This is a genomic window from Streptomyces sp. NPDC101118 (assembly GCF_044759445.1).
In the GTDB taxonomy this organism is placed as follows: Bacteria; Actinomycetota; Actinomycetes; order Streptomycetales; family Streptomycetaceae; genus Streptomyces.
The window spans coordinates 1-14,164 of sequence record NZ_JBIVZG010000030.1 but is presented as its reverse complement, the minus strand read 5'-3'; the positions used below and the strand labels follow the sequence as shown (position 1 = coordinate 14,164).

General features: G+C 77.2%; 6 protein-coding genes. All 6 read left to right on the top strand.

Annotated elements, in window-relative coordinates; all coding sequences use genetic code 11:
- Positions 1 to 41: 41 nt before the first annotated feature.
- The 6 genes from ACIQUQ_RS32570 to ACIQUQ_RS32545 all read left to right on the top strand — a co-directional run bounded on the left by ACIQUQ_RS32570 (position 42) and on the right by ACIQUQ_RS32545 (position 13,887).
- Positions 42 to 908 carry a DUF4132 domain-containing protein gene (locus tag ACIQUQ_RS32570; protein WP_403983294.1) on the top strand — a complete coding sequence of 289 codons (867 nt, stop codon included), beginning with the start codon at positions 42 to 44 and terminating at the stop codon, positions 906 to 908.
- Positions 905 to 6,070 (top strand): DNA-binding protein, encoded by a 5,166-nt coding sequence (locus ACIQUQ_RS32565; RefSeq protein WP_403983291.1) that lies wholly within the window; start codon positions 905 to 907, stop codon positions 6,068 to 6,070. Before ACIQUQ_RS32570 ends, ACIQUQ_RS32565 begins: the two co-directional genes overlap by 4 nt.
- Positions 6,071 to 6,383: 313 nt before the next feature.
- Complete coding sequence (locus ACIQUQ_RS32560) at positions 6,384 to 7,601, top strand: AAA family ATPase (protein ID WP_403983288.1); 1,218 nt, start codon at positions 6,384 to 6,386, stop codon at positions 7,599 to 7,601.
- Entirely contained in the window at positions 7,598 to 11,800 is a 4,203-nt protein-coding gene (locus ACIQUQ_RS32555; protein ID WP_403983285.1) for a DUF5682 family protein, read from the top strand. The genes ACIQUQ_RS32560 and ACIQUQ_RS32555 overlap by 4 nt, the downstream gene beginning before the upstream one ends.
- Positions 11,801 to 12,178: 378 nt before the next feature.
- A complete protein-coding gene (locus tag ACIQUQ_RS32550) occupies positions 12,179 to 12,406 on the top strand; it encodes a hypothetical protein (RefSeq protein WP_403983282.1) in 228 nt (75 codons plus the stop codon).
- 11 nt (positions 12,407 to 12,417) lie between these two features.
- Positions 12,418 to 13,887 (top strand): hypothetical protein, encoded by a 1,470-nt coding sequence (locus tag ACIQUQ_RS32545; protein WP_403983279.1) that lies wholly within the window; start codon positions 12,418 to 12,420, stop codon positions 13,885 to 13,887.
- Positions 13,888 to 14,164: the final 277 nt, after the last annotated feature.

Genomic DNA, 14,164 nt, shown 5'->3' with positions numbered 1-14,164 from the left:
GCTGCGCGGGAATCGGCAGGACTTACCGAGGGGGCACCACGATGGGCTGGCTGGCAACGGGCGAAGGGTATGAAATCGCCCTGGTGGAGGGCCGGGTGGCGGCACGCGCTGTGACCGGCCGGGCCGCGGGACGGCAGTTGAAGACACTCCCCAAGGCCCTGCGTGACCACCCCGAGGTGGACCGGCTGCGCCGGCTCGCCGAGTGGCTGGACCGGCACGAGGCCGCGTGCGTGGCGCAGGTGGACGGCTGGATGGTGTCCTCCCTGCCCGTGCCCACGGCACTGATCGCCCGGGTCTGGCGCGACGAGGCCTGGCAGAGCGCGCTGCGGGACATCGCCGTCGTCGGCGACGACCCGGACGAGGTGGGCTTCCTGCGGGAGGCCACCGAGTCCGGCGAACTGAAGGTGGTCGACCTCGACGGCGAGACGGTGCGGCTGTCCCCGGCCACGGTGACGCTCCCGCACCCGGTCCTGCTGCCCGACCTGGACGACGTACGCGAGTTCGCCGCCGAACTCGGCATCGTGCAGCGGGTCGAGCAGATCCACCGGGCGACGTGGGCCAAGCCGGCGGAGCTCGCTGCGGAGGTCACGGAGGTACGGGAGTTCGCCGGCGGCGCCTACGCCTCCCGCTTCCGCCTCGCGGCCCGCGCCACCGGGCTCGGCTACCGCGTTTCCGGCGGCTACGCCACCTGCACGGTCCGCGACGCGGGCCGGAGCCTGGAGGCGGCCGTCTGGATCGGCGAGCCGTACTGGGACGGGGACTCCAGCACCGGCGCCCTGACCTGGCAGGACGAGAAGGGCCGGGCCGTGCCGCTGCGGGAGGTCGGGCCGGTGGCCTGGTCGGAGGGCATGCGGATGGCCGCGGCGCTGTACGCGGGACGCCGGATCGAGGAAGGCGCGGGCGCATGAGCGGCAGTCCCTCCACCACGACCGGCACCGGCCCCGCCGCGACCGGCACTGCCACCACCACGGGCACCGGCACCGCCGCCACGGGCACCCCGACCGGCACCACCGCCACGGGCACCCCGACCGCCACCGCCACCACGCCCTCGGCCACCGCCACCCCCGTCACCCCACCCACGACGAAGAAGAGCACGGACATGACCACGACCCACGGCAGCGCCGCCGCCCCGGCCCCGCGGCCCCCGCACGAGTCCGAACTGCTGCTCAAGGCCGGCGCGGTGCTGCCGCACGGCACCCCGGACGCCGGCCCGGAGGCCGTGGACCTCACCGCCCGCGCGTACCGCCACCCCGCCCTCGCCGACGACCGCGTCGTCGTACGCCTCGCCCCCGCCGAACTCGGCGCCGCCGAGGACCTCGCCACCGGCTTCCTCGGCCTCGTACCCGACGGCGAGCCCGCCCTGGTCGGCCTCGGCCGCCGGCAGGCCCTCGGTTTCCCCGAGTGGGTGCTCGTCCACCACCCCGAGGACGGCCACCACGCCCTCGCCCTCGTCCCCGAGATGGAGCGCGTGGCGCGGCGCGCCAAGACCAAGCCCAAGGCCGCCCTGGAGGACTGCCAGGAGCTGGCCGGCCGGCTCGCCGCAGCCGTCCCCCACTTCCTGCCGGTCTTCTACGAGGAGGCCGCGCGCGTCTTCCTGTCCGTGGAGAACCCCACCTTCGCGGCTCAGCTCTTCACCCGCGCCCGCAAGGCCGAGGCGACCCACGGACTGGCCGTCGACCAGGACCGCCTCGACGCCGTCTTCCTGGAGTTCGCCCTCGCCGGCGCCCTGCCGGTCCGCGTGCTCACCTCCTACGCCAAGGAGCTGGAGGCGCGGGTGGCCGCCCCCGAGGCGTACGAGCGCTTCCGCCGCCTCTGCGTACGCCGCACCGCGGGCGGCATGGCGCCCTCCGCCCAGGCCGCCCCCGCGCTGCGCCGGCTGGCCCGCGCCGCCGGACTCGACCCGGCCGCGGCCGAACAGGACTTCCTCGCCGAGCTGCTGCCGCTGCCGGCCACCCTGCGCGCCACCACCGCCTGGTGGAAGTCCCACAAGCCCGCCCTGACCGCGCTCGGACGCCGCGTACCGGCCGTGCGCGGCACGCTGCTGACGTTGATGCCGCCGTGCGAGGGGTACGACGACGAGATGTCCCCGCTGTGGCTGGACATCCTGGAGGAGTCCGGCGCCACCGCCGGTCTCACCTCGGCCGAGGTCACTCCGGAGGAGCGCTGCGCCGACGGCGCCGCCGGCTGGCTGGAGCGCTTCGCCAAGGCCCGCCACACCCAGTGGAGCCGGCGCCCCGGCCTGCCGCTCCTGCTCGACGTCGTCACCCGCGCCGCGGACCGGCTGCATGCCGAACTCGACGGACCGGGCCGGGAGAAGGGGCTGGACGTCGGCGTCGGCGACGTCGACCTGATCGACCTGCTGCTCTCCCTCGGCCTCCCGGTCGCCGGGCCGGGCCCGCAGGCGGTGCTGAACCTCAACGGCTGGGCGGCCACCGCCGGCCGGCGCGACCTGCTGGCGCTCGCCGCGGACGAGCGGTTCCGGGCGGCGTTCGACCAGGCCGCGTACGCCTTCGGGGACGACGACTTCAGCCGGACCGCGATCCGCCGCCTGGCCGACTCACCCGGCGGCCGGCCCATGCTCGCCGCCTGGGTCCGCGAGGTGGCACGGAACTCCGCCGCCACCGGCCTGCCGCTGCTCCCCGAGAAGACCGCCCGCCTCACCTGGCTGCCGGCCGAGGCGCTCGCCCTGGCCGAGCCGGAGGTCGCCGCCGCGGCCGCCACCGACCTCGGCGCGCTGTTCGCCCGCACCCTGCGCGGCGGACTCTTCGAGGAACTGGCCTGGCCCGCCTGGGAGGAGGCGCTCGCCGCGCTCGACCCGAAGGGCAACCGCAACGACCTGACCGTGGTCTCCGCCTGGCCCCACCTCATCGTGGCCAACGACCGACAGGTCCGCGTCATCGGCGCCGACTCCACCCTGCTCGTCCACGACCTGCGCATCCCCGGCGACAACCGCCGCTCCACCGGCTTCCAGTACGCCGACGGCGCGCTGCTCGTCTGCTGGCGCCCCTGGTACGGCGGGGGAGAGGCCCAGGGCTACTGGCACACGGCACCCGACCAGATCTTCCCGCTGGACAACGGCAAGCAGTCCTGGCGCCTCGCCCTCCAGCAGATCGGCCTCCCGCTCCCCGATGGGGGCCTCGCCACCGGCGAGGGCGTCCTGCACCGCGGCGACACCCGGCTTCCCCTGGAACGCCCGGTGATCTCCGACGGCATCACCTATTGGGCCTGGCACGGCGAGGAGCGCCCGGCGGGCTGGTACGAGTTCGACCCCGCCGACGGCAGCCGCGGCCGGCACTCCCTCCCCGGGTTCCTCGCCGACGCCCTCCAGGGCCTGCCCGAGGGCAGCACCCTGTGCGAGAACACGAGCTGGCTGCGCCCCGCGCCGCACGTCGAGGGCTCGGTCACCGGCGCTCCCGTGGACGGCCTCCTCGGCTGGCGCGCCGTCGCACTGCCCGGCGGCGGCTGGCGGGCCGGCGACACCGCCGGACGCACCGTCACCGTGCCCGAGGACAGCGACTACCCGGTCGCCGCGGTCACCTTCCCCGGCGACGACCGACCCCGCGCCCTGTCCCACCACTGGCAGTCCTTCCGCCTCACCGACCCGGACGGCGTCGTCACCGCCTCCGGGGGCATGCGGCCGGGCAACGGCCACGGCGGCCACGGCCCCAAGCTGCCGCCCGCCGACCACTGGTTCTGCCTGCGCACCCGGGACCACGAAGGCTCCCTGGCCCTGCGCGGCATCGGTACGGACACCGCGTCCGCCCTCTTCGCCGCCGCCGCGAAGGCGGTCCCGGCCCCGGACACGTACACCCACCAGGGCACCGGCGTCACCCGCGCCACCGTGGAACTGACCGCCCTCGTCCGCACCGCGCTGCCGCAGGTCACCGACCCGGCCCTGGTCGAGGGCGTCGTCGCCCAGCTCGGCCAGGCCCTCGACCAGCGGGCCCTCCTGGACGGCATCGCCCGCCGCCTGGCGGCCGGCACCGACGCCGAGCCGGGCTCCCGCGTCCCGGACGGCCCGAACGACGGAGTCCTGGCCCACGCGGTCTCCGGCCTCACCGGGAACACCCGCTACGGCTGGATGAACAACGACGGCCACGGCTGGTTCGAGGCGCTCCGGGCGTTCTCCGGCGCCCTCGCGGACACCGCGGCCACCGCGGTGCCGGGCCGGCTGCACTGCGACGTGCCCGGCCTGCCGTACGCCGGGCTGGCCTGGACCGAGTACCTGGAGCACCCCGCCGCACTCGCGTACCGGGCCGTCGCCGCGACCACCTCGGCCGAGCACCGCGAAGCCCTGCTCGCGCTGCTGGCCGAACTCGACGGCCTGGGCCTGGCCGCCGCGGCGACCGGCCGGTGGCGCCGCGTCACGGTCGAGCTCACCCAGCGCGACCTGCTCAAGGAGGACGGCTCCCACCACAACGTCCACCACCGCGGCGTACTGCCGCTCGGCGAGGGCGCCTTCCTCGCCAGCACCGAGCACTGCGTCTCCGTGCCCACCGGCTTCTCGCTCGGCATGCTCCAGCACGACCCCGCGGGCCGCTTCGAGCTGCCCGCCCCGTACACCGAGCGCGGCACGTCCCCGCTCGGCGACGCGGGCCGCGAGGCCGACTGGCTGACCCGCTTCCTGAAGGAGGCCGCCGACCGCGGCCCCGCCCCCTGGCTGCCCGAGGCCGTCGAGGAGTTCGCCCGGCTCACCGGCGTCCCCGACGTCCTGGCCGGCCTCGTGATCGCCGGCCTGCCCGGCGTCGACGCGTACGAGCGCGGCTTCCTCACCACCGAGCAGCGGACCGTCCTCAGCGTCAAGGTGGCCGACGCGGCCGTCGCCAAGGACGACCTCGGGGCCGTCACGGGCGCGGTGCGCCGGGCCGTCCTCGGCGCCCTGCTGCCCGAGGACCCGGCCCGCCTGTGGACGCACGGCCCGGACACGGCCGCGGCCGCCGAGGTGTGGAACCGCCTGGTCGGCCGCCGCACCCCCACCCCCCAGTGGCTGGTCACCGAGGCCCACCGGAGCGTCAAGGGCGCCTGGCCGGCCCTGCGTTCCCTGCCCGCGGTGCTCTCACCGGCCACGTCCGCCGCGCTCAGTACCGACGTGGCGTGGGAGGTCAAGGGCGACCGGGTGGCCCCCCGGGAGGGCGGCGCGAACGGGGGCTTCTCCGGCGAGGTCCTCACCGGCGCCGTCGCCATGCTGGCCTGGCTGGCCCACCGCCTGCCCGCCGGCGACCCGCTGCGCGCCCAGCTGCCGCCGGCCCTGACCGCGGTCAGGGACCGCCTCGCGGCCCCCGACCTGATGCTCAGCCTGGGCCGGTACGTCGGCCTGGCGGAGTTCCGCAAGGCCGCCGGCGCCCCGACCCGTACCACCGAGCACTACGAGGAGTACGGCGCGGTCGTCATGGCCACCCACGACGGGCAGCCGATGCCCGCGCTGCGCCCGAGCCTGCTGGACTCCGCCGGCGGCTGCCCGTACCTGCCGCTGCTGCGCGGCACCTACCAGCAGCCCTTCCCCGCGGAGACGGCGCTGCGGCTGGCCGGCGACCTCCGCTTCGCGGCCCTGCTGGCCGACCCCGGTGCGCCCGCGGCGGGCGAAACCGCCGCGGACGGCACCTGGTGGCCCCAGGACCCGACGCGTTCGGTGCCCGGCCTCGTCGCGGAGGCGGCGGCCTCGTACGGGCTGGGCGAAGACGCCGCCGCCCTGTACCTGATGCTGCTCGCGATGCCCGACCCCACCGACCGGAACACGGCCCGCTGGACGGGCTGGAAGCCGGCCCGGCTGAAGGCCGCCCGCGCCGAACTCGCCGCCACCGACCTCGTCGTGCAGGCCGTTCGCACCCGCGCCGGGCGGAGCCTCTTCCTCCCGGGCGGCTGGGCCGAGCTCGCCTCGCCGGTCGTGCCGGTCGAGGAGTGGAAGGCCCCGATGTACGAACTGCTCGCCGGCGGCAGCGCACACCTGGGCGTCCTGATGCCGACCGAACCGGTCGCCGACCTGTACCGCAGGGCCTGGGAGCGGGTCCGCTCCGGCGACGTACCGCGCTTCGCGGAACTGAAGGTGCGTCGGCGCGCCCGGCGCCGCTGAAGCGTCGGCGCTGCACCGGTGCCGGTGACCCGGCACCGGTGCACCGGTGCACCGGCGCCGCCGGCCCGCCCGCCGGGCCGGCGGCACGCGCCCGCGCACCGGGGGTCCACCTCCCGTACGCGCCGAACCGCCGCCCGGTACGCGGGCCCGCCCCGCTGGGTGAGGCCCGCCCCGCTGGGGGAGTCCCCCCAGCTACTCAAGGTCCACCCCCGGTACGCGCCAGGCCCACCCCGGTACGCACCGGACTCACCCCCCACCACCCACCCACCTCACCGACACACCGCACCCACCACCGAACAGGACTCCGCACACCATGACCGCCACCACCCAGCCCGGCCTCCCGGACCTGCCCGAACAGTCCGCCGCCGGACGCCCCGCCCGTCGGGGGAGCGCGACGCCGCCCGCCCGTCAGGTGCTGCCCGCTGAGGAGCGGTACGCGACCGAACTCGCCTTCCTCGCCGCCCAGGACACCGGCCCCCGCCCGCCCGGCTGGGCACTGACCCCCCGGGCCGTCGTGACCTTCGTCTGCGGCAGCGGCGGCGAGGAGCTCGCCCTGCCCCGCCGCCGCGCGGGCCTTCCCGCGAAGCTGACGGTCGCGCCCAAGTTCGTGGGCGAGCGGGCTCTCGTCGAACGCTGCGTCGTGACGCTCGCCGGCGAGCGCGGCCTGCTGCTCGTCGGCGACCCCGGCACCGCCAAGTCCATGCTCTCCGAGCTGCTGTCGGCCGCCGTCTGCGGCACCAGCGCCCTCACCGTCCAGGGCACCGCGGGCACCACTGAGGACGCCTTCCGTTACGGCTGGAACTACGCCCAGCTGCTCGCGCAGGGGCCCACCCCGGACGCCCTCGTCGACTCCCCGGTGCTGACCGCCATGCGGACCGGACGGGTGGCCCGCATCGAGGAGATCACCCGCTGCCTGCCCGAGGTGCAGGACGCGCTGGTGTCGATCTTGTCCGAGCGCCGGGTCACCGTGCCCGAACTGACCGCGACCGAGGACGCGGTGGTCAGTGCGGCCCCCGGCTTCACGGTCATCGCCACCGCCAACCTGCGCGACCGCGGCGTGTCCGAGATGTCCGCGGCCCTCAAGCGCCGGTTCAACTTCGAGACGGTGCAGCCGATCGCGGACGCCGACGCCGAGGCGGCCCTGATCCGCCGCCAGGCCGTCGCCGCCGTCGAGCGTGCCGGTGCCGGGTTCGGCGTCGACGACGCCGTACTGGACGCCCTGGTGACCGTGTTCCGCGACCTGCGGACCGGTCGCTCCGCCGAGGGCTGGGACGTGGAGCGGCCCGGCACCGTGATGTCCACCGCCGAAGCGGTCCAGGTCGCGGCCTCGCTGGGCGTCGCCGCGGCCTACCTGCCGGGCGGCGACGTCCTCGACCTGCTGCCCGGGCACCTGCTGGGCGTGGTCCGCAAGGACGACCCCGCGGACCACGAGAGGATGCTCGGCTACTGGGACGGCCCGGTCCGCCGCCGGGCCGAGGACGGCTCCGCGATGTGGCGCCGCCTCTGGGACCTCCGGGGGAACCTCCGGTGACGACCCCCCGTACGCAGCACGACCCCCACGCGGCCGTGGAGGCCCTGGCCGGCTCCCGGCAGCCCTTCCTGCTCGGGGTGCGCCACCACAGCCCGGCCCTGGCCGCGATGACGCCGGCCCTGCTGGACGCCTCCGGCGCCGAGGTGGTCTGCGTCGAGCTCCCCGCCGACTTCCAGGACTGGCTCCCGCACCTGGCCGACCCCGAGACCGTCGCGCCGGTGGCACTGGCGGGCGCGGGCACGGACGGCCGCCTGGCCTTCTACCCCTTCGCGGACTTCTCCCCGGAACTGGCCGCGATCCGCTGGGCCCGCGAGCGCGGGGCGCAGGTCCTGTGCTGCGACCTGCCACTGGCGGACGAGGGCTGGGCGGCCGCCCGGCCGGCCCTCGCACCGCCGGCCCCCTCGGCCACCACCCCCGACGGGAAGGCAGCCGGCACCACTGCCGGGGCGAACGGAGCGAGCGGGGAGGCGCCCGGCAACCCGGTCGCCGCGGGCGGGCATGCCACCGGCGCACCCGCCGCGGCGGCGGGGGAGGCGCCCGGCACCTCCACGGGCCGCGGCGGCGAAGCCTCCGGCGTCGCCGCCGCGGCGGGCGGGAACGGTGACGGCGAGTCCGGATCCGCCCCGGTGCCCCCTGCGGTCACCGCCGGGCGGACCTTCGCGGACGCGCTCGCCGCGGCCGGCACCGGACGCGAGGGCGAGGACATGTGGGACCGCGCCGTCGAGGTCCTGGCACCCGGCTGCACGCCCGAGGCCGTCCGGCGCGCCGCGCTCGGCGTCGGCTGGGCCCTGCGTCAGGACGCCGAGACGGGCGGCGGAGTCCCCGCCACCGACCTCGCCCGCGAGGCGCACATGCGCCGTGTGATCGGCGACGCCGCGGCGTCGGGCCGCAAGGTCGCGGCCGTGATCGGAGCCTTCCACGCCCCCGCGCTGTACGCCCCCGGCACCCCCGGGGACGCCCGTGTCCCTTCCCGGACGACCACGCCCGGCACCGCGCACAGCACCGCGCCCACCCCGGTCCCCGCGTCCGGTACACCCACGGCCACCACGAGCCGGCCGGCCGCTGACACGGCGTCCGGCCGCGTGCAGGGCCCCGCCGACGCCGCCGGCACGCCGGCCGACTGCGGTGCTCCCGGTACGGCGGTCGTGCCCGACGGCACGTCCGGTGTGGACGGCCGCGCCGGGTCGCCGTGCGGCGGGGCGGCTCCTGCGGGCCCCACCACGGGCCCCGTACCCGCGGGCGCCGCCGCGCGTCCGGTGCCCGGTCCGGGTGGGGGCGAGGAGCTGGTCACCTCGCTCGTTCCGTATTCCTTCGATCTGCTCGACTCCCGGTCCGGGTATCCCGCCGGGATCCGGGATCCGCGGTGGCAGCAGGCCGTGCTGCGGGCCGGCGGAGAGCCCGGGCGGGTGGACGCGGAGGCTGCGCGGGCCGTCACCGACGTGTGCCGGGAGCTGCGGGCCGCCGGCCACACCGCCGGTACCGGAGAGGCCGCCGAGACGCTCCGGCTGGCCGGGGACCTCGCGCGGTTGCGCGGACTCCCGGCGCCGGGGCGCGGAGAGCTGCTGGAGGCCGTGACCTCCGTACTCGGCCAGGGCGAACTGCTCGGCCGCGGCCGGGCGCTGGCCCGCGCCCTGGAGGCCGCACTCGTCGGCACCGCCCGCGGGCGCCTCGCCCCCGGCACCCCCCGCTCCGGCCTCGCGCCCTCCGTGGAGCAGGAGCTGGCAGCGCTGCGGCTGCCCTGCCCCGACGAGCCGGGCGCCCGCGAGGTCCGCCTGGAGCCGCTGCGCTCACCGCTCGACCACCGCCGCGAGGTCCTGCTCCAGCGCCTGCTGGTCTGCGGCGCCTCGTACGGTGAGCCCCTCAAGGTCGCCGGCACCGGCGACGCCGCCGCGCTCGGCACCAAGTGGCGGCTGCGCTGGACGCCTTCCGTCCCCGCCCGCCTCGACCTGGCCGGGGTGCGCGGCGTCACGGTGGCCCAGGCAGCAGCCGGCACGCTCCGGGCCACCGCCCGCCGCGAGGCGGCCGAGGGCGGGCCGACCTGCGCCCAGATCCTGACCGGACTGGCCGCGGCCGCCCGCTGCGACCTGCCCGAACTGGTCGACGCACGGCTCGCGGAGGCCGCCGGAACCCTGCCCGCGTCGGCGACCCTGCCCGAACTCCTGGAGGCACTCGACCTGCTGGACGCCCTGCACCGCGGCCACCTGCCCGGCACCGACGAGGCCGGCCGAGCCGAGGCCGCCGGGCTCGCGGCGGAACTCCTCGAGGCGGCCGTCCGCACCCTCCCCGGCCTCGCCGGCAGCGAGGACCCCGCGGATGCCGCCGCGCTCGTGGCCCTGGCCGACCGGGCCGCCGCACACCACCTCGGCCTGCGCCTGGACACGTCCCTGGCCGGCCTCGCCGGCACCGGGGCCCCGATGATGCAGGGCGCGGCCCTGGCCGTACGGGCCCTGCTCCAGCTCGACCCGACGGAGGACCTGGGCGACCGGGCCGCCGGCTGGATCGACACCGCCACGGACCCGTCCGGGCGCCGCCGGCTCACCCGTCGGCTGACCGGCCTCCTGACCGCCGCCGGGCCCCTGCTCCAGGCGTCCGCCGCCGCCCTCGACCCGCTGCTGGACCGCATCGAGAGCCTGGACGACCAGGGGTTCCTGGACCGGCTGCCCGCCCTGCGCGGCGGGTTCGACGCCCTGGCTCCGGCCGCCCGCGGCCGGCTCCTCGACACCGTCACCGGACGGCTCGGCGACCGCATCGACCTCAGCCTGGAGGCCGCGCCTGCCCTGCTCGCCCTGTGGGCGGCGGCCGACGCGGCCGGCGCCGCGGCACTCAAGGCCTTGCCTGCGCGGCCGGAGCCGGGCAGCGGGGGACCCGGTGCGGGCGATGCCGGGCTGGAGCCTGGCGTGGCTGGTGCCGGGCTGGTGGCTGGTGCAGGGGTGGTGCCTGGCGTGGCTGGTGCCGGGCTGGTGGCTGGTGCAGGGGTGGTGCCTGGAGTGGCTGGCATCGGCGCGGCTGTGGCTGACGCGGCTGGGGCCGCGGCATGCGCCGGAGCCACTGGACGCCGGCGGTCCGAGCCCCACCGCATCGCCACCGCCGACCGGTGGAGGCTGCTGCTCGGACGGGAGCACGACCGCCTCCCCGACGGCGCCCGTCGCCACGCCCGTGCCCTCGACGAGCTGTACGGCACGGGCCGGGGCGAAGGCGCCGCCGATCTGGACCGGGGCGGCGTGCCCGGTGCCGGCGGCGGCCAGGAGGCGTCGTTCCCCACCGCCCGCGAGTGGGCCGGCGAACTGGAGGCCCTGTTCGGCGCCGACATCCGCGAGGAGGTGCTCGCCGCGGCGGCCGACGCGGGCCGGACCGACGTGCTGACCCAGCTCGACCCGGCCTCCGTACGCCCCTCCGTCGAGCTGCTCACCTCGGTCCTCTCCCTGGCCGGCGGCCTGCCCGAACACCAACTGGCCCGGCTGCGCCCGCTGGTGAAGCGGCTGGTCGAGGAACTCACGCGCGAGCTGGCCACCCGTACCCGGCCGGCCCTCTCCGGGCTGACCACCCCCCGGCCGACCCGCCGCCCCGGCGGCCGTCTCGACCTCGCCCGCACCCTGCGCGCCAACCTCGCGCACGCCCGGCGGGCGGAGGACGGCCGGGTGAGCATCGTGCCCGAGCGCCCGGTCTTCAGCACCCGGGTGCGCAAGGAGGCCGACTGGCGGCTCATCCTGGTGGTCGACGTGTCCGGTTCGATGGAGGCGTCGGTCGTCTGGTCCGCGCTGACCGCCGCCGTGCTGGCCGGAGTGCCTGCGCTGTCCACCCACTTCCTCGCGTTCTCCACCGACGTCGTGGACCTCACCGACCGGGTGGACGACCCGCTGTCCCTGCTGCTGGAGGTGTCCGTCGGCGGCGGTACGCACATCGCGGCCGGCCTCGCGCACGCCCGTTCGCTGATCACCGTCCCGAGCCGCACCCTCGTCGTCGTGGTCAGCGACTTCGAGGAGGGCATGCCCGTCGGCGGCCTGCTGGGCGAGGTACGGGCCCTGGCCGCGTCCGGCGCCCACCTGCTCGGCTGCGCGGCCCTCGACGACGCGGGCACCCCCCGCTACTCGGTGCCCGTGGCCCGTCAGCTCGTCGCCGCCGGCATGCCGGTGGCCGCACTCAGTCCGCTCGCCCTCGCCCGCTGGGTGGGCGACCGCCTCCGTGGAGATGCCCGTTGAACGCCGAACCGTCCGCTGTCCTTCCGCCGGTGGCGCCGGCCGTCCTTCCGGAAGAGGTGTCCGCCGGCCTTCCGGCCGGGGCGTCCGCTTCCCTGCCGCCGGTGGCGCCCGTCGTGCTCGCCGAGGCGGTCGAAGGCCTCACCGCCCGGCTTCGGAAGAAGTTGGACGCGGCCATCGCCGAATGCGCCGGGGCCGCAGTGGCCGGTCCGGACGGCACGGTCACGGTCCGCTTCGGCGAGGACACCGTGGTCACCCTGCGGCCTGGTGACGCCGGGGTGATCACCACCGCCGGGCAGGCGGTGTGCGGTTGCCTGCTCGCACCGCGCTGTCTGCACCGGACTGCCGTACTGGGGGCCGCCCCGATCGCGGATGATGTTGATGATGCCGAGCCTGGGGCTGCTGGGGCTGCTGGGGCTGCTGGGGATGGGGCTGGGGCTGGGGCTGGAGCCGAGGCTGGGGCTGGGGCTGGGGATGGGGCTGGGACGGAGGCCGCCGTTGATGTGGGGGCGGGGGCGGGAGTCCCGTCGGCCCGCGCGTCGGGCCGGGGAGAAGCTCCGTTGGCCGGTGCCGTTGCCTCCCGGGCACTGGTACCGGGTGACCCTGTAGCGGCAGATCAGGTGCCGGGCACCCCCGAACCCCTCACCGAGGGTCAGGTCACCGCGGCCGGCGCCCTCTGGGAGGCGGCCGCCACCGCACTGGCCGCCGGCGTCCCCGCCTCCGGTGCCGTGGTCCAGGCGGAACTGCTCCGTGCCGCGCACAGCGCACGGGTCGCGGGCCTGCCCCGTGCAGAGGCGGCTGCCCTGCGCCTGGTACGCGGCCTGCGCGCCGCCCGCGACGGCGGCGCCACGCAGCCGCTGGCCGCCCTCACGGCGGCCTACCGCGAACTCCTGCTGGTCAGCGCCGTGCTGGCCGCCGGGACCCCCGACCCCGCACTCGTCGGCACCGGCCGGCGCGCGTACCGGCCCGGCGGCAGTGTGCGCGTGCACGGCCTGTGCCGCGAGCCCGTGCTGTCCGCCACCGGGTACGGCGGCGTGGTCACCCACCTGCTCACGCCCGACGGCGCCCGCCTGTCCGTCTCGGACGTGAAGCCGGGCGGCCTCGCCCGCGCCAGGGGCGCGGGCTCCGCCTCCGTGGCCATCGGGGGCGCGGTGCTCGACCACGCCGGACTGGCCCGCGGGGGGCTGCTGGTCGTGGGCGCCACCGTCTCTACCGACGGCCGCCTCGGCGCCGGCCGCGGGGTCAAGGCCACGCCGCTGCCCGGCCTCGCGTGGACCGACGAACCCGTCGCCGCGCTGTTCGCCCGGCCTGCTGCGGAGGTCGTCGCGGACCGGCAGGCCCACGCCGAACGGCAGTCCGACGCGTCCGGGTACGAGGGCCGGTCCGAGCTGCTCGGCTGTGACGTCGAGGTCGTGGGGGCGTACGCTGACCACCTCCTGGTCCGCGAGCTGTCGCCGGACGGCACCGTGCGCGACGGCGCACCGCCGCTGCGCCTGCTGCCGGCCCACCCGCACCCCGACCTCCCGTTCGTGGCCAACCTGCGCCGCCTCGCCGGCTGCCCGGGGCTCCGGATCCGGGTCCTGGGCCGCCCCGACCTCGACCGGGCCGCCACCCTGCGTCCCGTTGCCGTCGGACCGGTCCCCGGGGCGGAGTTCACCCTGCGGCTCCCCGATGCCTGGCTCGGGCGGGCCGACCTGGGCTACGACCTGCTCCAGGGCGAGCACCTCCCCGCGGGAGCGCCCGGTTCCGTGCCCCTGGCCGTCGATCCCGGGTCCGACCTGCTCGCCGACTCCCCGCTGTGGCGGGTGCGGCGGCTGCTGGAGTCCGGCGTGTCGGGCGGACGCCGCGCGGTGGCCGAGGCCGCCCGTGGCGGCGAACCGGTCAGCCGCCCCGACCTGCTCCGCCGGGCCGGTTTCGGTACGGCGGCCGAGCTTGCCGGCACTCTGGCCGCAGAGGCGCACCGTCGTACCAGGGACGCCTTCGGGCGCCTCACGGACACCTCGGCCGACCGGTACGCGCGGGCTTGGCTTGCCTCGGCGGTCCACCTTTCGGCGGCTGAGAGGTCCTTGATTGCGGCTTCCTGGGCGTGAGCGTGAGGGGGAGGAAGTCCGGGAGGGACGTGGGGGAGGAAGTCCGGGAGGGACGTGGGGGAGGAAGTCCGGGAGGGACGGAGGCGGTGGCCGGGTGCGTGGGTGACCGTTGGCTTTGCCGGTGGTGCTGGGCGCCGGTCTGTTCCGTTGGCCCGCCGGAGCTCGCTTTGGTGGTGGGTCGCGTGGTGTGTGGGTCCCCTCGGTGCTTGACCCGTCGTGGCCTGCAGGCCCTGCGGCAGGCCCACCCCTGGGGCTTTGGGGCTTCGCCCTGGCCTTC